This window comes from Pseudomonas sp. KBS0710 (assembly GCF_005938045.2).
Lineage (GTDB): Bacteria > Pseudomonadota > Gammaproteobacteria > Pseudomonadales > Pseudomonadaceae > Aquipseudomonas.
On sequence record NZ_VCCF02000001.1, the window covers coordinates 5218248 to 5237357 of the forward strand.

At 60.8% G+C, this 19110-nt stretch carries 16 protein-coding genes; 4 read left to right on the plus strand and 12 right to left on the minus strand.

Annotated features, from left to right (window positions below):
• The first annotated feature begins 4 nt into the window (after positions 1-4).
• The 3 genes from FFI16_RS23940 (at position 5) to nadE (ending at position 3152) form a co-directional block, all read left to right on the plus strand.
• Positions 5-892, plus strand: coding sequence for a LysR family transcriptional regulator (locus FFI16_RS23940; RefSeq protein WP_138817095.1), 888 nt, complete (start codon positions 5-7; stop codon positions 890-892).
• 214 nt (positions 893-1106) lie between these two features.
• Positions 1107-2321 carry a nicotinate phosphoribosyltransferase gene (gene pncB, locus FFI16_RS23945; RefSeq protein WP_017138441.1) on the plus strand — a complete coding sequence of 405 codons (1215 nt, stop codon included), beginning with the start codon at positions 1107-1109 and terminating at the stop codon, positions 2319-2321.
• A 3-nt stretch (positions 2322-2324) separates the two neighbouring features.
• Positions 2325-3152, plus strand: coding sequence for an ammonia-dependent NAD(+) synthetase (gene nadE, locus FFI16_RS23950; RefSeq protein WP_138817096.1), 828 nt, complete (start codon positions 2325-2327; stop codon positions 3150-3152).
• 89 nt (positions 3153-3241) lie between these two features.
• Here nadE and azu read toward each other — a convergent pair whose 3' ends face one another.
• Positions 3242-3688 carry an azurin gene (gene azu / locus FFI16_RS23955; RefSeq protein ID WP_138817097.1) on the minus strand — a complete coding sequence of 149 codons (447 nt, stop codon included), beginning with the start codon at positions 3686-3688 and terminating at the stop codon, positions 3242-3244.
• A 333-nt stretch (positions 3689-4021) separates the two neighbouring features.
• Between azu and FFI16_RS23960 the strand changes: the two genes are divergently transcribed.
• Complete coding sequence (locus FFI16_RS23960; protein ID WP_017138444.1) at positions 4022-4204, plus strand: hypothetical protein; 183 nt, start codon at positions 4022-4024, stop codon at positions 4202-4204.
• A 46-nt stretch (positions 4205-4250) separates the two neighbouring features.
• On the opposite strand, the gene FFI16_RS23965 is transcribed toward FFI16_RS23960, so the two are convergent.
• From FFI16_RS23965 to rpsF, 11 genes are all read right to left on the minus strand, one after another.
• Positions 4251-5141 carry a transglutaminase family protein gene (locus FFI16_RS23965; protein WP_138817098.1) on the minus strand — a complete coding sequence of 297 codons (891 nt, stop codon included), beginning with the start codon at positions 5139-5141 and terminating at the stop codon, positions 4251-4253.
• Positions 5141-7627: a circularly permuted type 2 ATP-grasp protein gene (locus tag FFI16_RS23970; protein WP_138817099.1), complete on the minus strand. Its 2487-nt coding sequence runs from the start codon at positions 7625-7627 to the stop codon at positions 5141-5143. Before FFI16_RS23970 ends, FFI16_RS23965 begins: the two co-directional genes overlap by 1 nt.
• A 131-nt stretch (positions 7628-7758) precedes the next feature.
• Positions 7759-11046, minus strand: coding sequence for a DUF2126 domain-containing protein (locus tag FFI16_RS23975; RefSeq protein ID WP_138817100.1), 3288 nt, complete (start codon positions 11044-11046; stop codon positions 7759-7761).
• A 187-nt stretch (positions 11047-11233) separates the two neighbouring features.
• Complete coding sequence (locus FFI16_RS23980; RefSeq protein ID WP_138817101.1) at positions 11234-11683, minus strand: hypothetical protein; 450 nt, start codon at positions 11681-11683, stop codon at positions 11234-11236.
• Positions 11680-12612 carry an NAD synthetase gene (locus FFI16_RS23985; protein ID WP_138817102.1) on the minus strand — a complete coding sequence of 311 codons (933 nt, stop codon included), beginning with the start codon at positions 12610-12612 and terminating at the stop codon, positions 11680-11682. Before FFI16_RS23985 ends, FFI16_RS23980 begins: the two co-directional genes overlap by 4 nt.
• 220 nt (positions 12613-12832) lie before the next feature.
• Positions 12833-15136: a YgiQ family radical SAM protein gene (locus FFI16_RS23990; protein ID WP_138817103.1), complete on the minus strand. Its 2304-nt coding sequence runs from the start codon at positions 15134-15136 to the stop codon at positions 12833-12835.
• Between the two features lie 190 nt (positions 15137-15326).
• Positions 15327-16724 carry a replicative DNA helicase gene (dnaB, locus tag FFI16_RS23995; protein WP_017138451.1) on the minus strand — a complete coding sequence of 466 codons (1398 nt, stop codon included), beginning with the start codon at positions 16722-16724 and terminating at the stop codon, positions 15327-15329.
• 110 nt (positions 16725-16834) lie between these two features.
• The gene (gene rplI, locus FFI16_RS24000; protein WP_003171376.1) at positions 16835-17281 is read right to left on the minus strand and encodes a 50S ribosomal protein L9; all 447 of its coding nucleotides are present in this window, start codon (positions 17279-17281) and stop codon (positions 16835-16837) included.
• Positions 17282-17299: 18 nt separating this feature from the next.
• Positions 17300-18193, minus strand: a complete 894-nt coding sequence (locus tag FFI16_RS24005) for a hypothetical protein (protein ID WP_138817104.1) — start codon at positions 18191-18193, stop codon at positions 17300-17302.
• Between the two features lie 36 nt (positions 18194-18229).
• Positions 18230-18460 carry a 30S ribosomal protein S18 gene (gene rpsR, locus FFI16_RS24010; RefSeq protein WP_002551829.1) on the minus strand — a complete coding sequence of 77 codons (231 nt, stop codon included), beginning with the start codon at positions 18458-18460 and terminating at the stop codon, positions 18230-18232.
• A gap of 28 nt (positions 18461-18488) precedes the next feature.
• Positions 18489-18911 carry a 30S ribosomal protein S6 gene (gene rpsF, locus FFI16_RS24015; protein WP_003217491.1) on the minus strand — a complete coding sequence of 141 codons (423 nt, stop codon included), beginning with the start codon at positions 18909-18911 and terminating at the stop codon, positions 18489-18491.
• Between the last annotated feature and the right edge of the window lie 199 nt (positions 18912-19110).

Below are 19110 nucleotides of genomic sequence, written 5' to 3' on the forward strand. Positions count from 1 at the left end.
TGCCGTGCTCAACAAAAGACATTTGCCCTCGATCACCGCCCTGCAGTGTTTCGAAGCCGCCACCCGTCACCTGAGCTTCACCCGCGCTGCCGAGGAGCTGAACCTCACGCAAAGCGCCGTGAGCAAACAGGTGGCGCAGCTGGAAGAACTGCTGCAACACCTGTTGTTTCGCCGAGTGCGCCGCCGCTTGCAGATGACCCCGGCGGGGGATCTGTACCTGGTGGAAGTGCGCAAAATCCTCACGCAAGTAGAGATGTCCACCCACTACCTGCGCTCCTACGGCGGCGAGACTGAAGTGCTGCGCGTGTCCACGCCTTACACGTTCGGCGCGCGCTGGCTGGTGCCACGCCTCAAGGGCTGGCGTTTGCGGCATCCGCAGATCCACCTGGACCTGTGCAACGAGCAGGAGCCCGACGAGTTGCTGCAAGGCAAGGCCGACATGGCTTTCTACTTCGGCCAGGGTTCACGGCCGGGCACCGAAAGCCTGAAGCTGTTCAGCGAAGAGTTGGTGCCGGTGTGCGCGCCGGAGAGCCTGCCCGCGCAGCCATTCACCGACCCCACGCAACTGAGCAACCTGGTGCTGCTGCAGAATGCCTCGCGACCGCAGGGCTGGCATGACTGGTTCGCCAGCCAGGGCTATCAGACCGAGCACAGCTACCACGGGCCGCGTTTTGATACCTTTTATATGTGCATTCGGGCGGCGCAGGTGGGCTGTGGCGTGGCCTTGTTGCCGCGCTTTCTGGTGGAGGAGGAATTGGCCGAGGGCAAGTTGGTAATTCCCTGGCAGCATGCAATGCCCAGCCTGGATGCGTATTACCTGGCGTACCCGGAGCATTCGGCGGAGGTGCCCAAGGTGCGTGAGTTTGTGAAGTGGATGATGGAGCAGGTTTAGATCTTTTTGGGCTGCACCACCGCTATCGCAGGCAAGCCAGCTCCCACATTTGGAACGCATTTCCAGTGTGGGAGCTGGCTTGCCTGCGATGCGGCCAGTGGCCGCACTGAAAAAATCACTGGCAAAACCCCACAGGTCTATGCGCCACTAGCACCATTCCTCAATAGTGCGTAAAGGCCGGCGCCCATCGCCGACCCGTCTGGAGATTCCCGTTATGAGCGAGAGTGTGTTTGCCGATCGCATCGTGCAGAACTTGCTCGACACCGACTTCTACAAGCTGACCATGATGCAGGCGGTGCTGCACAACTACCCGAACGTGGAAGTTGAATGGGAGTTTCGTTGCCGCAACAGTGAAGACCTGCGCCCGTACCTGGCGGAAATCCGCTACCAGATCGAACGCCTCGCCGAACTGAGCCTGAGCCCCGACCAGCTTGGCTTTCTTGAGCGCATCAGCTTCATGAAGCCGGACTTCCTGCGCTTCCTCGGGCTGTTTCGCTTCAACCTGCGCTATGTGCAAACCGGCATTGAGAACGGCGAGCTGTTTATCCGCCTGCGCGGGCCGTGGCTGCATGTGATCCTGTTTGAGGTGCCGATGCTGGCCATCGTCAGCGAAGTGCGCAACCGCTACCGCTACCAGACCGTCATCCTCGAACAAGCCCGCGAGCAGCTGTACCGCAAGTTCGACTGGCTGTCTGCCAATGCCAGCAGCGAAGAGCTCTCGGAGCTGCAAGTCGCCGACTTCGGCACCCGTCGGCGCTTCTCGTACCGCGTGCAGGAAGAAGTGGTCAGCGTGCTCAAGCACGATTTCCCCGGGCGTTTTGTCGGCACCAGCAACGTGCACCTGGCCCGCGAGTTCGATATGAAACCGCTGGGCACCATGGCCCACGAATGGATCATGGCCCACCAGCAACTCGGCCCGCGCCTGATCGACAGCCAGATCGCCGCGCTTGACTGCTGGGTGCGCGAGTACCGTGGCCTGCTGGGCATTGCGCTCACGGACTGCATCACCACGGATGCGTTCCTGGGCGATTTCGACCTGTACTTCGCCAAGCTCTTCGACGGCCTGCGCCACGACTCCGGTGACCCGATTCAATGGGCCGAGAAAGCCATCGCCCACTACCACAAGCTCGGCATCGAGCCGATGAGCAAGACCCTGGTGTTCTCCGACAGCCTGACGCTGCCCAAGGCCCTGGAGATTTTCCGCGCGCTGCGTGGCCGCATTAATGTCAGCTTCGGTATCGGCACCAACCTGACCTGTGACATTCCGGGTGTTGAACCGATGAGCATCGTGCTTAAAATGACTGCCTGTAATGGCCAGCCCGTCGCGAAGATTTCCGATGAAGCGGGCAAGACCCACTGCACCGACCCGAATTTTGTCGCCTATTTGCGTCACGTTTTCAAAGTACCTGCCCTTTCCAGCAAGGAGTGAATCATGCAAGCCGTACAGCGTGAGATTGCGCAGCAGCTCAAGGTCCAAGCGCCGTTCAACGACCAGGCCGCCCTTGAGGCCGAAGTGGCGCGCCGCGTAGGGTTTATCCAGGACTGCCTGCGCAATTCCGGGCTCAAGACCTTGGTGCTGGGCATCAGCGGCGGTGTCGACTCCCTGACCGCCGGCCTGCTGGCCCAGCGTGCAATGAAAGAGCTGCGTGCCAGCACCGGTGATGAAGCCTACCGTTTTATCGCGGTGCGCCTGCCCTATGAAACCCAGTTCGACGAACACGACGCCCAGGCGTCGGTGGACTTTATCGAGCCGGACGAACGCCACACCGTGAACATCGGCCCGGCGGTGAAATCCCTGGCCAATGAAGTGGCGGCGTTTGAAGGCAAGGCGGCGGTGTCGCGTGATTTTGTGCTGGGCAACACCAAGGCGCGCATGCGCATGGTGGCGCAGTACACTATCGCTGGCGCAGCCGGTGGTTTGGTGATCGGCACTGACCATGCGGCGGAAGCGGTAATGGGCTTTTTCACCAAGTTCGGTGACGGTGCCTGCGACCTGGCGCCGTTGAGCGGGCTGGTGAAGAACCAGGTGCGCGCGATTGCGCGGCACTTCGGTGCGCCGGAGTCGCTGGTGGAGAAGATCCCGACTGCCGACCTTGAAGACCTGTCGCCGGGCAAACCGGACGAGGCTTCACACGGGGTGACCTACGCCGAAATCGATGCGTTCCTGCACGGCGAGCCGGTGCGTGAGGAAGCGTTCAAGATTATCTGCGACACCTATCGCAAGACTGAGCACAAGCGCGTCATGCCATTTGCGCCGTGAGGTAAGCCTGTTAGTCCGGCGGTGTTTGTTAGATCGCCTTCGCGAGCAAGCCCTGAACGGGCTTGCTCGCGAAGAACGATAACGCGGTATTACTTGACTACCACAGTGCCTTTCATCATCGAGATGTGGCCCGGGAACGAGCAGAAGAACGCGTAATCCGTGCCCGCAACCAGTTTCGACACATCGAAGGTCACCGAATCTTTCTCGCCAGCACCAATGATCTTGGTGTGGGCGATGATGCGGGTGTCGCCGTCTTTGAGGTAGTTCTTGTCGATACCGGCGGCCATGCCGTCGCTGGCAACGCCAGGCATGTCGGCGGCGGAACTCAGCACCCAGTTATGGCCCATGACGTTTTTCGGCAAGCTGCCGGAGTGCTCAAGGTTCACGGTGAACTTCTTGCAGCTCTTGTCGATGGTGATTTCTTTGGTGTTGAAGGACATCTGGTCGGTGGAATCAACAGTGACCGCGCACTCTGCAGCAAGCAACTGGCCGCTCGCCAGTGTCAGCAGGGAAACAGCAACGATTTTGGCAAACATGTGAATCTCCAAGGCAGGGTTTAAAAAACGCGTATTGTGACTAGGGTGCCTCAAGCAGGCTGAAATTCTTATGATCTGAATCAACAGATTGTATACAACTTTAGGCTATCAGACTGATCAACACAATCTACCAGCCAAACAACAGCCACCCGCCTATGATCGCTCCATCACCCACCGGAGCGTCTGCCATGCACCTCAATCAATTCTTCAACGGCTTGTTGGCCGCGTATGCCTGCGGTAAGTGAAGGCCAATCGCGCTGCTAAGCTGCTACCATAGCGACCCAAGGCAGCTGCGCGCCGCCCACCCTCACCTTCGACCCTAGAGGATCGCCCATGGCCAAACCTAATTACTCCTTCGCCAAACGTCAGAGAGACTTGGCCAAGGAGCAGAAGAAAGAGGAAAAGCTGCAACGCAAGAAAGCCGCTGCAGATGAAGAAGCAGGTGCACTGAACCCGGATGCTGAAGGTGAAGTGGCTGCTGATGACACCGAGACACCGAAAGACCCGGCGGAATAAATTTTGTTGGGGTGAGCAGGCCCTCCCTGCTCACCACAACCCACTGTTACTCCAGCGGCATCACCGTCACCCGAACTTCCGGGTCATGGTTCCCTCCTCCCAGAATCACCCCCCGCAACGGCGACACATCCGAGAAGTCACGGCCCCAGGCCAAGGTGATGTGCTCGAGTGCAGGCTGCACGTTGTTTGTCGGATCAAAATCCACCCAGCCCGCCACCGGGCAAAACACCGAGACCCACGCGTGGGATGCATCGGCGCCGATCAGCCGTGGCTGGCCGGGCGGTGGCTGGGTCAGCAGGTAGCCGCTGATGTAACGCGCCGCCAGGCCCCGCGAGCGCAGGCACGCGAGCATCAGGTGGGCGAAGTCCTGGCAAACGCCGCGTCGGCGTTCCAGCACTTCCACCAAGGGCGTGGCGACCTGGGTGGCTTCGGCATCGAAGGTGAATTCGCTGAAGATTTTCTGCATCAGGGCCTGCACGCCCAGCAGCAAGGGCACGCCTGGCGCGAAGCAACTTTCGGAGAACTCGACGAAGGTGTTCTTCAGGTGTACGTAGGGCGACTCGAAGCGATAACGGCAGGCTTCGAGCATGTCAGGCGACAGCACCTGGCTGCTGTAGGTCAGGCTGTCGCGGGTCTGGTCCCAGGCCGGTGACTGTTGGAAATCCAGCGCCGGCCGCGCCAGCACTTCCACGGTCAGCCCCGCATTCACCAGCAATTCATCATGGGGCCGTTCGAACGCCAGCCGGGTGATCGGGTTACCGAACACGTCCAGCTCATCACGGCGCGACGACGGCTGCGGGCTGATATCCAATTGCTGGGAACTGCAGCGCTGCCACGCGCACGGCCGCGGCCACAGGTGCGCCAACTGCTGGGCCAGGGACACCGGGCTGTCGTAGTGGTAATGGGTATCGTGAAAAATCTGGTAGCGCGCACTCATCACACCGACACCGTTTGCTGGCTGACATCATCCACATGGGCAAAGTGGCGCAACGCCAGGCGATCCGACACTTGCCCGCTTTCATCGGCGACCGCTTGCAGCAGGTCCGCCAGGCCATCCAACGCGGCGCGCACACTGGACTCACCGAACAACGGGTTCTCCAGGCAACCCAGGTCAAACCGCGACAGGCGCTCCACCAACGGCGCCAAACCGGTTTCCCGTGGCACCCCAAAGTCATCATTGAGACGCCGCAGGGTGCGGCTGACCAGCTTCAACTGGAACAACACCGCGTGGGGGTTCTGTTCATCGAGCAGCAACAAGTCGAGCACCGGGATCAGTTGCGGCACTGCCAGGTAGCGCGAGCGATAGGTGATGCTGCTGTTGCCCAGCTCCAGCAGCCATTCCAGCCCGGCCTGATCAAACACCGCCACGCCACGCAGGAACGCGGCGAGGCTGCTGCTGAGAAATTGCAGGCGCTCGATACGCCGGCCCATCATCAAAAAGCGCCAGCCTTCGTCGCGGGTCATGTCATCCAGGGCGAAGCCGGACAAGGCCGCCAGGGACATCACCAAGCGGTTGAGGAAATCCAGCAACTCGCCAAAATCCGGGGTCTCGCTTTCCAGCTCCAGGGCTTCGCGCTGCAACTCCACCAGCGCTTGCCAGTTCTCGCGAGACAACTTGCCGCGCACCTGGGACGCCGCCCACTGCAAGCGCTGCAGGTTGGCGCGCAGGCTCGACGGCCAGTCATCACCAAGCAAGGCGGCAAGCAGGCGCTCGGGCAGCTCGCCCTCCTCCGGCAACAAGCGCAAGGTCTCGCCCAGCTCGACAGCGGCCTGCAGGGCTTGCGGGTCGTCGCCATCGACATAGCGCGCCAGCACAATGCGCAGCCAGCGCGCGCTGTCATCACAGCGCTCGCAGTAACGGCCAAACCAGAACAGGTTTTCCACCACGCGCGACGGTAGATAAGGGTCGCGGCGCACCAGGTCGTGCACGCCAATCGCCCGTTGTGCGCGCCAATGCTCGCCGCCGACGGCGCGGTCGCCCAGTACCCAGGTGTCTTTACTCGCGCCACCGCGTTGCATCGACACCACTTCGGCATCCGCCTCCGCCGCCACACGAGTCAGGCCACCGGGCAATACGCGGTAGCCGTCAGCGCTGGCCACCGCGTACACGCGCATGCCGATGGCGCGGTGTTGCAGATGGTCGTCGACGGTGTGCCACACCGGTGCCTGGGACAGTTGCGCCAGCTCTTGGGCCACATAGGCGTAAGGCCGCGCACGCATGCGCTCGGACAGGGCCAGGCGTTGTTCGTCGTTCAAATCGCGACCAAACACCGGTGCGAAACTTTGCGAGGGGAACGCCGGTTTGATCAGCAATTCCGGCAGTTTTTCCAAGGCTTCGGCCAGCACCGGCGCCTCGCCGCACCACCAGGTGGCGATGGACGGCAGGATCAGTTCCTCACCAAACAAGAACTCGTTGATCTTCGGCAGAAAGCCGAGCAAACCGGGCGACTCCAGCACGCCGCTGCCCAAGGCATTGGCCACCAGCACATTGCCCTGACGCACCGCGTCCAGCAGGCCGGGCACGCCCAGGGCTGAGTCCGTGCGCAGTTCCAGCGGGTCACAGAAATCGTCATCCAGGCGCCGCATGATCGCGTGCACCCGGCGCAGGCCGCTGAGGGTTTTGAGGAACACCGTGCTGTCGCGCACCGTGAGGTCGCCGCCTTCTACCAGCGGGTAGCCGAGTTGGCGTGCGAGGTAGAGGTGTTCGAAATAGCTTTCGTTGAAACGCCCCGGCGTGAGCAGCACGATCAGCGGCGGCTGGTCATCACCGGGCGCCTGGCGGGCCAGGGTTTCCTGGAGCGTACGGAAGAAACCGGTGAGGTGTTGAACCTGCAAATCACGGTACAGATCCGGGAATGCGCGGGACACGATGGTGCGGTTTTCCAGCGCGTAACCTGCGCCCGAGGGCGCCTGGGTACGGTCGGCGGTGACCCACCAACGGCCATCCGGGGTGCGCGCCAGGTCCACGGCATACAGGTGCAGAAACGCGCCGTCCGGCGGTTGAATGCCCTGGCACGGCCACAGGAAGTTGTTGTGCCCAAACACCAGTTCGGCCGGGAGCAAACCTTCCTTGATCAGGCGCTGAGGGCCGTACAGGTCGGCCAGCACGGCATTGAGCAACCGCGCCCGCTGGGCGATGCCGGCCGACAGGTGCTGCCACTCATCGGCGGCCAGCACATGGGGCAGCAAGTCCAGCTCCCACGGGCGGTCGGCGCCCTTGGGGTCGGCGTAGACGTTGTAGGTAACGCCGTTTTCCTGGATCTGCCGGGTCAGCAACGCCTGGCGCTGGGCCAGTTGCACGGGCGTACTGCGTTGCAGGTGATCGAGCAGGCGCTGCCAATGGGCACGCACCGCGCCACTGTCGTCGAGCAGTTCGTGATAGGTGCCCGCAGTGAGCGGGTAACGGTCGAGCAAATCGGGCATGGAACGCTCGGCAGAGGCAAGGGGAGTCAGTTTAAATTAAATTCACTGCAATCTAATGTGGGAGCTGGCTTGTTGTGGCTAGGGGAGCTTGCTCCCTAGCCACAACAAGCCAGCTCCCACATTTGGATTGGTCATTTCTTATTGGGGAAACGCCGCAAATCCAGGGTCATCGGTAGTTCATCGTTAATCACCAAAGGCGGCACAGGCAGCTTGCCAGGGCTATGCCCCAAGCGGAAAAACCGCGCCATGCGCCGGCTCTCTGCTTCATTGGCATTCACCGGCAAGCTGTCGTAATTGCGCCCACCCGGATGCGCGACGTGGTACTGGCAACCGCCCAGCGAGCGTTGCATCCAGGTATCGAGCAAGTCGAACACCAACGGCGCGTGCACCGCGATGGTCGGTTGCAAACAGTTGGCCGGTTGCCAGGCGCGATAGCGCACGCCGGCGACGAACTCGCCGATACGCCCGGTCGGCTGCAACGGTACCGGGATGCCGTTGCAAGTCAGCAGATAGCGTTGCGGCGCCAAGCCGCTCAACTTCACCTGCAAGCGCTCCAGGGACGAGTCCACGTAACGCACCGTGCCCCCCACGGCGCCTTCTTCGCCCAGCACGTGCCAAGGCTCCAACGCCTGACGCAACTCCAGTTCGATGCCGCTGACGGCATAGTCGCCGACCTTGGGGAAACGAAACGCCAGGTGCGGGGCAAACCATTCGGCGCGCAGCGGGTAACCGGCGGCGTTGAGCTCAACGATCACGTCGGCAAAATCCTGCTCGATAAAGTGCGGCAGCAAAAAGCGGTCGTGCAGCTCAGTGCCCCAGCGCGCCAGTTTTGGCGGTGCATAGGGTTCGCGCCAGAAACGCGCGACCAAAGCGCGCAGCAGCAATTGCTGGGTGAGGCTCATGCGCGCATGGGGCGGCATTTCAAATGCGCGCAATTCCAGCAGGCCCAGGCGGCCGGTGGCGCCATCGGGCGAATAGAGTTTGTCGATGCAGAATTCGGCGCGATGAGTATTGCCGGTCACATCGATCAGCAGGTTGCGCAACAGCCGGTCGACCAGCCACGGTGGGCATTCCTCGCCAGGTTCGGGCATTTGTGCGAAGGCGATTTCCAGCTCATACAGCGCGTCGTTACGCGCTTCATCCACCCGTGGCGCCTGGGAGGTCGGGCCGATAAACAGCCCGGAAAACAGATACGACAAGGACGGATGGTTATGCCAGTAACTGATCAGGCTGCGCAGCAAATCCGGGCGGCGCAGGAACGGTGAGTCTTTCGGCGTCGCGCCGCCCAGCACAAAATGGTTACCACCGCCGGTGCCGGTGTGGCGCCCGTCGATCATGAACTTTTCGGTGGTCAGGCGGGTTTGCCGCGCCTCTTCGTAGAGGAACTCGGTGCGTTCCACCAGCTCATCCCAAGTCGCGGACGGCTGCACATTGACCTCGATCACACCCGGATCCGGCGTGACCCGGAAGTTGCTCAAGCGCGTATCGAACGGCGGCTCGTAACCTTCCAGCAACACCGGGCAATGCAGCTCTTCGGCGGTGGCTTCGATGGCGGCCACCAACTCCAGGTAATCCTCGACGCGTTCCAGCGGCGGCATAAACAGGTACAAGCGCCCTTCCCGTGCTTCGGCGCACAAGGCGGTGCGGGTCAGCCAGTCGGCGGACTCGTCGACCTTGGGCACGCGCTCATCACTCGGCGCAGGCGTGCCATGGCTGTGCAGTTGCGCGGTGGTCGGCAGTTCCGGCTGATCCTGATTCGGGTCGGTGGGATGCACAAATGGGTATTCCGCCGCCGTCACCCACGGTTGCGAGGCCAACGGCAGGCGGTAACCCAGCGGCGAGTCGCCCGGCACCAGACGGCAGTGGTTGTCACGCAGGTACCAGCGCCCACTCTGCCAGCGGTCATTGGCTGGCGTGCGCGCCAGCGGCAGCACTTGGCCTATGACTTTATCCAGGCCTTGGCTGAACACTTTGCGCAGGCGCTCGCGCTCCAGGTCATCACTCAGGCGTGGATCCTGGGCGGTGACGTTTTGCGGCAGCGCACCCTCGCGCCACAGGTAGTAGAAGTTGTCTTCGAAAGCCGGGAACACAAAACGTGCCGGCAGCTTAAGGCGTTCGGCGACACTGGCGAGGAAGCGCCCAGCCATCGCGCCATCAGCGCCATAGTCCTGTTGTTCGTCGGCGATCAGCGCGCTGTTGTGCCAGATCGGCACGCCGTCGCGGCGCCAGTAGCAATTGAGCGACCAGCGCGGCAGTTGCTCGCCGGGGTACCACTTGCCCTGGCCAAAATGCACCAGGCCTTTGGGCGCGTAATGGGCACGCATGCGCTGGAACAGCTCGGCGGACAGCCGGCGCTTATCCGGCCCGAGGGCCGCGGTATTCCACTCAGCGCCGTCGGGGTCGTCGATGGAGACGAAGGTCGGCTCGCCGCCCATGGTCAGGCGTACGTCATCCTTGAGCAGGTCGGCGTCGATCTGCCGGCCCAACGCCTGGATCGCCAGCCATTGCTCTTCGGTGTAGGGCTTGGTGACACGCGGCGCTTCCCAAATGCGCTCCACCGACATCTCGTGGGTGAATTCGCACTCGCAGGGTTCCACCAGCCCGCTGATTGGTGCGGCGGACGAAGGGTCAGGGCTACAGGCCAATGGGATATGCCCTTCACCGGCGAACAGCCCGGAGGTGGCGTCCAGGCCGATCCAGCCCGCGCCGGGCAAATACACCTCGCACCAGGCGTGCAGGTCGGTAAAGTCGACTTCGGTGCCGGACGGGCCATCAAGGGCTTTGACGTCGGCGGTGAGCTGGATCAAGTAGCCCGACACAAACCGCGCCGCCAGCCCCAGGTTGCGCAGTAGTTGCACCAGCAGCCAGGCCGAATCACGACAAGAGCCGGACGCGGCGCCCAAGGTGAATTCCGGGGTTTGTACGCCCGGCTCCATGCGGATCAAATAGCCGATGTCGGCCGCCAGGCGCTGATTGAGGCCTACCAGAAAATCCACCGCCGGCAGCGGCGTGCGGTCAATACCCGCCAGGTAGGCGGCAAACTTAGGCGTCAGCGGCAAGGTTTCCAGGTACGGCGCCAGCTCGCGCTGCTCATCGGCGGCGTAGCTGAAGGGGATTTTTTCGGCGTAGGGCTCGAGGAAAAAGTCGAACGGGTTGAACACCGCCATTTCGGCAACGAGGTCTACTTCGATGCGCAGCTCGTCGGTCTTTTCCGGGAATACCAAGCGCGCCAGGTAATTGCCCTGCGGGTCCTGCTGCCAATTGATGAAGTGCTGCTCAGGCAGCACTTTGAGCGCATAAGACAAGATCCGCGTGCGGCTATGGGCAGCCGGGCGCAAGCGCACGATCTGTGGGCCGAGTTCGACAGCGCGGTCGTAGCGGTAATGCGTAACGTGGTGCAACGCGACATGAATCGACACGGCGGCCTCCTGCGAGCCAGGGCATGGACACAAAGCGCGCAAGACTTATGCCAGAGCGGCCGTCATTGCGCTTTATCGTAAGACCCGGTGCAGTACAGCACCAAAACGGCGCCAACGGGGGTGCCGTGGTGCAAGGCTTGCACATATTTGTGGCGTGCGTGTGAGGCCGGGTGGCGAATCTACCCAGTCAGCGGGTTTTGTGTCGGGCAATCATGGCTGCGCGCAGATGGCGAACTTCGAGCAGCTTCTGGCGCATTTCGCGGTGACGCTTGCTGTTGAGCAGCAACAAACCCAACAGCGGAAAGAGTACCGCCGAGCCGTAGACCAGTTTGGGAATGGGGTACTGAATCATCGGCAGCACGAACAACAGGCAGCAGCCCAGGTAACCCGCCACCAAGCCGGTGGCCCAGGGGCGTCCGCGCGCAACCATCAAGTTGCCAAACACCAGTACCGCCACCAGCAGCAAAATCGCCAGGCCGGAGTAGTCGGATTTAAGCGACGGATCGACACCACGCAAATACGTCACGCCGGCGAGGGATACAGCAGACGCGCCGGCAAAGATCGCCATGAAGATCGTGCCCATGAACACCGGGAAATAGCGCGCGAGGAAACTGCCCATGTCGGGGAAACCTTTCATTCGGTGAGGTCCTCATACAAGCCGATGGCAAGGGTGGTGGCACTGCCCACGCTCCCACTGCGGTAGCTGCCCACAATGCCGAGGATGCCGCCCAACGCGTCTTTCATCTGGGTCAGGGTGGCATGCCGAATTTCCGTGGAGCTGAAGCTTTTGGTCAGTTTGCCTGCTCGCTGCTGCAACTTGAGCAACTTGGGCGTCAGGCTCGGGTCGCGCAGGCTTAGCAGCTCTTTGGTCAGTTTCTTGCGTTCCTGGCGATTCAAACCCTTGAGCAGTTCATACCAACTCTTGCCCAAAGCGGCAGCCTTTTTGGCTCTGAGCAGCTTCACCGTGGTCAGCGCACCGGTGCCAATCCCCACCAGGGAGGCCGTATCAAGGATTGTAGAAACAACACCGAACCATTCGGCGTCATCCATCCGGTCGTTCGCGTCGGGGTCGAGGATTTCGTTGTAGGTACGTGCCACGCCGAACCCGCACTGCGCACTGCTGGCCAGCGCCGCCGTCACGCCAATGCCCACCACGAACGCGCTGGCGCCCGCCGTAAAAGGCACGGCGACGCTGCCGCTGAACACCACGATCCAACCGATAATCGCGGCGGTGCAAGACAAGCCCATATCAAACGCCTCTTTTCTGAGGCGTTCTTCACGGGGGTCGGTCTTCACCTGTTCCACAAATTGCGCGGGGGAAATGTACTTCTGTGCTTCGCGCAAAATGATGCGCTTGGGCTTGATGCTGCACAGGGGCCTGAATTCGCGCAGGGTGATGACATTGAAGTCGGCGTCGATGTACACCACACCGGCGCCGACAATGCCGGGGTCGGCATCGATGGCGGCGAACAAGCGTGGCAGGTTGATCTGGCTTTCGATGCGCTGGCGCGCCATGAATTGGGAGCGGTTGGAGTCCATGCCGATTGAGAGCAGGGGGTTGCTCATGGGTGTTCGTCCTTGAAGTGAATAGTGCCTGAACTGACGCCTTCGCGAGCAAGCCCGCTCCCACATTCGACCGCATCCTCATGCTGGAACTCGGACAAATGTGGGAGCGGGCTTGCTCGCGAAGGCGATTCAATGGGCGCCACCTTAACAAACAGGCACGCCAGCGAATAGAAAGCAAAACGCCAGCACAAGGCTGGCGTTTTGCATATTCAGGCTGCGATCAACGCGGCACGACCGGCTTGCGCGCAGGCTTGCCGCCCTTGCCTTTCGCCGCATCACTGCGTTCTTTAGCCGCCTGCTTGTTACGCGCCTGAGCCGCCGCCTTGGCTTGCTCACGCTTGTCCCACGGGTTGCTGCCATCACTGCCGCGCGGTGGCAGGCCGGTGTGCTGGGTGAGGATCCTGGTGGTGGTTTCCTTCGCAACCTTGTGGCTGCCGGCCGGAGTCGAGTTTTTGCGACGGGCGCTCTGGTAGCTGTCGGTGGACGGCTGGTGCAGCGGAATCAACTGGTCTTTACCCGGCCCGATCAGGTCGGCGCGGCCCATGCGCGTGAGTGCTTCACGCAGCATCGGCCAGCCTTTCGGGTCGTGGTAGCGCAGGAACGCCTTGTGCAGACGGCGCTGATCTTCGCTTTTGACGATGGTGACCGCGTCACTCTTGTAGGTGACCTTGCGCAGCGGGTTCTTGCCCGAGTGATACATCGCCGTGGCCGTGGCCATCGGCGACGGGTAGAACGCCTGCACCTGGTCGGCGCGGAAGCCATTGCCTTTAAGCCACAAGGCCAGGTTCATCATGTCTTCATCGGTGGTGCCCGGGTGGGCGGCGATGAAGTACGGGATCAGGTACTGCTCCTTGCCCGCTTCCTTGGTGTACTTCTCGAACATGCGCTTGAACTTGTCATAGCTGCCAATGCCCGGTTTCATCATCTGGTTGAGCGGACCTTCCTCGGTGTGTTCCGGGGCGATCTTGAGGTAACCACCGACGTGGTGGGTCACCAGCTCTTTGACGTATTCCGGCGACTCGACCGCGAGGTCGTAGCGCAGGCCGGAAGCAATCAGAATCTTCTTCACACCCGGCAATGCACGGGCGCTGCGATACAGTTGAATCAACGACGAGTGGTCGGTATTCAGGTTCGGGCAGATGCCCGGGAACACGCACGACGGCTTGCGGCACGCGGATTCGATTTCCGGCGTTTTGCAGGCAATGCGGTACATGTTCGCGGTCGGGCCACCGAGGTCGGAGATCACGCCGGTAAAGCCTGGCACTTTGTCGCGGATCTCTTCGATCTCGCGAATGATCGACTCTTCGGAACGGTTCTGGATGATGCGGCCTTCGTGCTCGGTGATCGAGCAGAAGGTGCAGCCACCGAAGCAGCCACGCATGATGTTCACCGAGAAACGGATCATGTCGTAGGCCGGGATCTTTTCCTTGCCGTACACCGGGTGCGGGACGCGGGCGTACGGCATGCCGAACACGTAGTCCATTTCTTCGGTGGTCATCGGGATGGGCGGCGGGTTGAACCACACGTCCACTTCACCATGCTTCTGCACCAGGGCGCGGGCGTTGCCTGGGTTGGTTTCCAGGTGCAGCACGCGGTTGGCGTGGGCATACAGGACCGAGTCGCCACGGACTTTTTCCATGGACGGCAGACGAATGACCGTCTTGTCACGGGTCATGCGCGGGCTGGCAAGAATTTGTACGACCTTGGCCTCTTCCGGGTCTTCAACCGGGCCTTTTTCCTGCTCGATGGCGCAGGCCTGGGTGTCCTGGGTATTCACATACGGGTTGATGATCTTGTCGATCTTGCCCGGGCGGTCGATACGCGTGGAGTCCACCTCGTACCAGCCCTCAGGCGTGTCACGGCGAATGAACGCGGTGCCGCGCACGTCGGTGATGTCTTCGATCTTGTGGCCCCACGACAGGCGCTGGGCAACTTCGACGATAGCCCGCTCGGCGTTGCCGTACAGCAGGATGTCGGCGCAGGCATCGATCAGGATCGAGTTGCGCACACGGTCCTGCCAGTAGTCGTAGTGGGCGATGCGACGCAGCGAGGCCTCGATGCCGCCAAGCACGATCGGCACGTTCTTGTAGGCTTCCTTGCAACGCTGGCTGTACACCAGGCTGGCGCGGTCCGGGCGTTTGCCGGCCATGCCACCTGGGGTGTAGGCGTCGTCGGAACGGATTTTCTTGTCGGCGGTGTAGCGGTTGATCATCGAGTCCATGTTGCCGGCCGCGACGCCGAAGAACAGGTTCGGCTCGCCGAGCTTCATGAAGTCGTCTTTGGACTGCCAGTTCGGCTGCGCAATGATCCCGACGCGAAAGCCCTGGGACTCCAGCAGCCGGCCGATAATCGCCATACCGAACGACGGGTGATCCACATACGCATCACCGGTGACGATGATGATGTCGCAGGAATCCCAGCCAAGCTGATCCATCTCCTCCCTGCTCATCGGCAGGAATGGCGCAGGACCGAAACATTCGGCCCAGTACTTGGGATAGTCAAATAACGGCTTGGCTGTTTGCATGACGGTGACCGGTGTTGAGATGAAAAATCGCGGGCGCGGAATATAGCACAAATTTTGACCAATTCCGACGGTAATGGTCGGAATTGTGCTGATGCAATCGCAAGCAAGCCAGCGCCCACATTTGAAGGTATTCACCGTTCAAGTGTGGGAGCTGGCTTGCCTGCGATGAGGCCCTTACAGGCGCTGAGACTTACTCGTCATCGTCGAAGTTATAGCTGCCCGGCGCCAGGTTTTCGAAGCGCGTGTATTTACCGATAAATGCCAGGCGGATAAAGCCGATCGGCCCGTTCCGCTGCTTGCCGATGATGATTTCGGCAATGCCTTTGTGTTCCGTCTCGGGGTGATACACCTCGTCGCGGTACACGAACATGATCACGTCAGCATCCTGCTCGATGGCTCCGGACTCACGCAAGTCGGAGTTCACCGGGCGCTTGTTCGGCCGTTGTTCGAGGGAACGGTTGAGCTGGGACAGCGCCACCACCGGGCAGTTGAATTCCTTGGCCAGGGCTTTGAGCGACCGGGAGATTTCGGAAATCTCGTTGGTGCGGTTGTCGCCGCTTGAGCCTGGGATCTGCATCAGCTGCAGGTAGTCGATCATGATCAGGGCGATGTCGCCGTGCTCACGCACCAGCCGGCGAGTGCGCGCACGCATCTCCGATGGGCTGATACCGGCAGTGTCATCAATGAACAGCTTGCGGTCGTTGAGCAGGTTGACCGCCGACGTCAGGCGCGGCCAATCGTCGTCTTCCAGGCGGCCGGCACGTACCTTGGTCTGGTCGATACGGCCGAGCGAGGAAAGCATACGCATGATCAGCGATTCACCTGGCATCTCCAGCGAGTAAACCAATACGGCTTTGTCGCTACGCAACACGGCGTTTTCCACCAGGTTCATCGCAAAGGTGGTTTTACCCATGGATGGACGGCCGGCGACGATGATCAAGTCAGAAGGCTGCAGGCCGCTGGTCTTCTCGTCGAGGTCGGTGTAGCCGGTGGAAATACCGGTGATGGCGTTGTCGGTGTTGAACAAGGTGTCGATGCGGTCGATGGCCTTGGTCAACAGGTCGTTGACGCTGACCGGGCCGCCGGTCTTCGGGCGCGCTTCGGCGATCTGGAAGATCTGGCGTTCAGCCTCATCAAGGATCTCGGCGGCGGTGCGGCCTTCGGGGTTGAAGGCGCTGTCGGCGATTTCGGTGCTGATACCGATCAACTGGCGCAGGGTGGCGCGCTCGCGAACGATCTGCGCATACGCCTTGATGTTGGCGACGGACGGCGTGTTTTTTGCCAGTTCGCCCAGGTAGCCCAGGCCGCCAACTTGGGAGGTCTGGCCTTCCTTATCCAGTTGCTCGGCCAGGGTCACCACGTCGATCGGCGAGTTCTGGTCGGCCAGCTTGGCGATGGCGCGGAAAATCAGGCGGTGGTCATGGCGATAGAAATCACCGTCCGAGACTTGATCCAGCACGCGTTCCCAGGCGTTGTTGTCCAGCATCAAGCCACCGAGCACAGCCTGTTCGGCCTCGATGGAATGCGGCGGCACCTTCAGGGCAGCGGTTTGCAGATCGTATTGCTCAGGAGCTGAAATATCGTTCATGGCCACTTGAAATTAGGGGTGTGTAGAAAAACAAAAGGCACGACCTGTAAACAGGATCGTGCCCGATGTTAACCGCCTGGCACGCGAGGTGCCAGTCAGTTAGGTGTTGCTTAAGCTGCTACCACTACAACGCGTACGGTGGCTTCAACTTCGGCGTGCAGGTGCACGGCTACGTCGAATTCGCCTACGTTGCGGATGGTGCCGTTCGGCAGACGAACTTCGCTCTTCTGCACTTCAACGCCGGAGGCGGTCAGTGCATCAGCGATGTCGTGGGTGCCGATCGAACCGAACAGCTTGCCTTCGTCACCGGCGGTGGCAGTGATAGTCACTTCCAGCTCAGCCAGTTGGGCAGCGCGAGTTTCGGCCGAAGCTTTTTTGTCTGCTGCGGCTTTTTCCAGCTCAGCACGACGCTCTTCAAACGCAGCCAGGTTGGCAGCGGTTGCAGCGGTGGCTTTGCCGTATGGCAGCAGGTAGTTACGACCGTAGCCGGCCTTAACGTTCACTTTGTCGCCCAGGTTGCCCAGGTTGGCGACTTTTTCCAGAAGGATCAGTTGCATGTGAAAATCCTCTAACTTTTAACCTTCACCGTTCGCGTTATCGGCGTCTTTCGACGCCAGACGACCGCGAAAATCAATCAGGCCGTCGACAATGGCCAAAACCACGAGTAACGGATAGATCAGCTGCATAAACAGCAACATCGTGACGTACAACCCCACCAGCCAGAACTTGGCCAGGCGCTTGCGCGCCACCAGCCCATGCATCAGGGCCAGCCCGGCAAACACCAGCGGTACACTGCAAATCGGCGCCAGCAAGGCCATCTGTGGGCCGAAGTTCGGCCCGACAACCATGCACGCCAGCAGCAACATCGCCGGCCCCGCTGGGATTCTGATACTGCGAAATTCGCGACCAAAACCACCCGGGTTGTACAACAACGCCTGCCAATAACGCCCAACAATCAGGCTCAGCACGCTGACGACCTGCAACAATGCCGCAATCAGGCCGGTCAGGACCGGGGCAATCAGTGACGCAAACCGCGCTCGCTCATCTACCGACAATTGCTGGTAGAGATCCCCGAGGGCCATCGGCAGGATCTTGACGATCTCTTGCGACAGCGCTTCGATTTGCGGGCGGAAAGCCGCGCCAAGCATCACTGAGTACACCAACCCCAATGCCACGCTGACCAGCAGCGTGCGGACCCAGGACTCACTTGCGCGTAAAACCAACGCAAGGCTCGATGACCCAAGCAGTACCAGAAGTACCCGTGGATCACCGAATTGAAGCCACCAGATCAAGGCCGGCAACAATCCCAGGGCAAGAACGCCAAGGGCGTCCTTCAAACCGCGCCGCAGGAGCACAAGGCAACCTGCAGCAGCACCCAACCAATAAAGCAGCGGCAATGCCGCACATCCAGCCACTACCAGAGTGGCCTGCACGCGACCGCGCATGATGAACTCAGCTAAGGCGCGCATGCATTCAATCCCTTACTACTTGTCGACTGCCCGGTCTCAGCGGCCGTGGCTGTCGGTGTAGGCCAGCAGGGCCAGGAAGCGGGCGCGCTTGATAGCGGTGGCCAGCTGACGCTGATAACGTGCTTTAGTACCGGTGATACGGCTTGGAACGATTTTGCCGGTCTCGGATACGTAGGCTTTCAGAGTGTTGAGATCTTTGTAATCGATCTCTTTCACGTCTTCAGCGGTGAAGCGGCAGAATTTACGACGACGGAAGAAACGTGCCATTTGATAGGCTCCTTAAAAGGTCCGTGGATTACTCGTCAGCGTTATCGCTGTTGTCGCTGTCATCACTATCAGCGCTTTCGGCGCCTTCGTGCTCAGGACGGTCGCGACGCTCACGGCGCTCACTGCGGTTTTCTTCAGCCTTGAGCATCTCGGATTGGCCGGTAACGGCTTCTTCGCGACGGATGACCAGGTTACGGATCACTGCATCGTTGTAGCGGAAGTTGTCTTCCAGCTCGGCCAGGGCCTTGCCAGTGCATTCAACGTTCAGCATCACGTAGTGAGCCTTGTGAACATTGTTGATTGCGTAGGCCAGTTGACGACGGCCCCAATCTTCCAGACGGTGGATTTTGCCGCCGTCTTCTTCGATCAGCTTGGTGTAACGCTCAACCATGCCGCCGACTTGCTCGCTTTGATCCGGGTGGACCAAAAAGATGATTTCGTAATGACGCATGAATGCTCCTTACGGGTTGTAGCCTGCCGCTCAAAAACGGTCAGACAAGGAGTGAATGACACTTATGGATCTTGCCGCAGGGAGGCACATAGGTGCCTGCCAGGAAGGCAAGGGGCGCAATTGTAGAGAAGGGGGAGAAACGGCGCAAGGTGATTGGTGATTATTTGAACAACGAAGAGTCAAGGCAAACACAAACAAA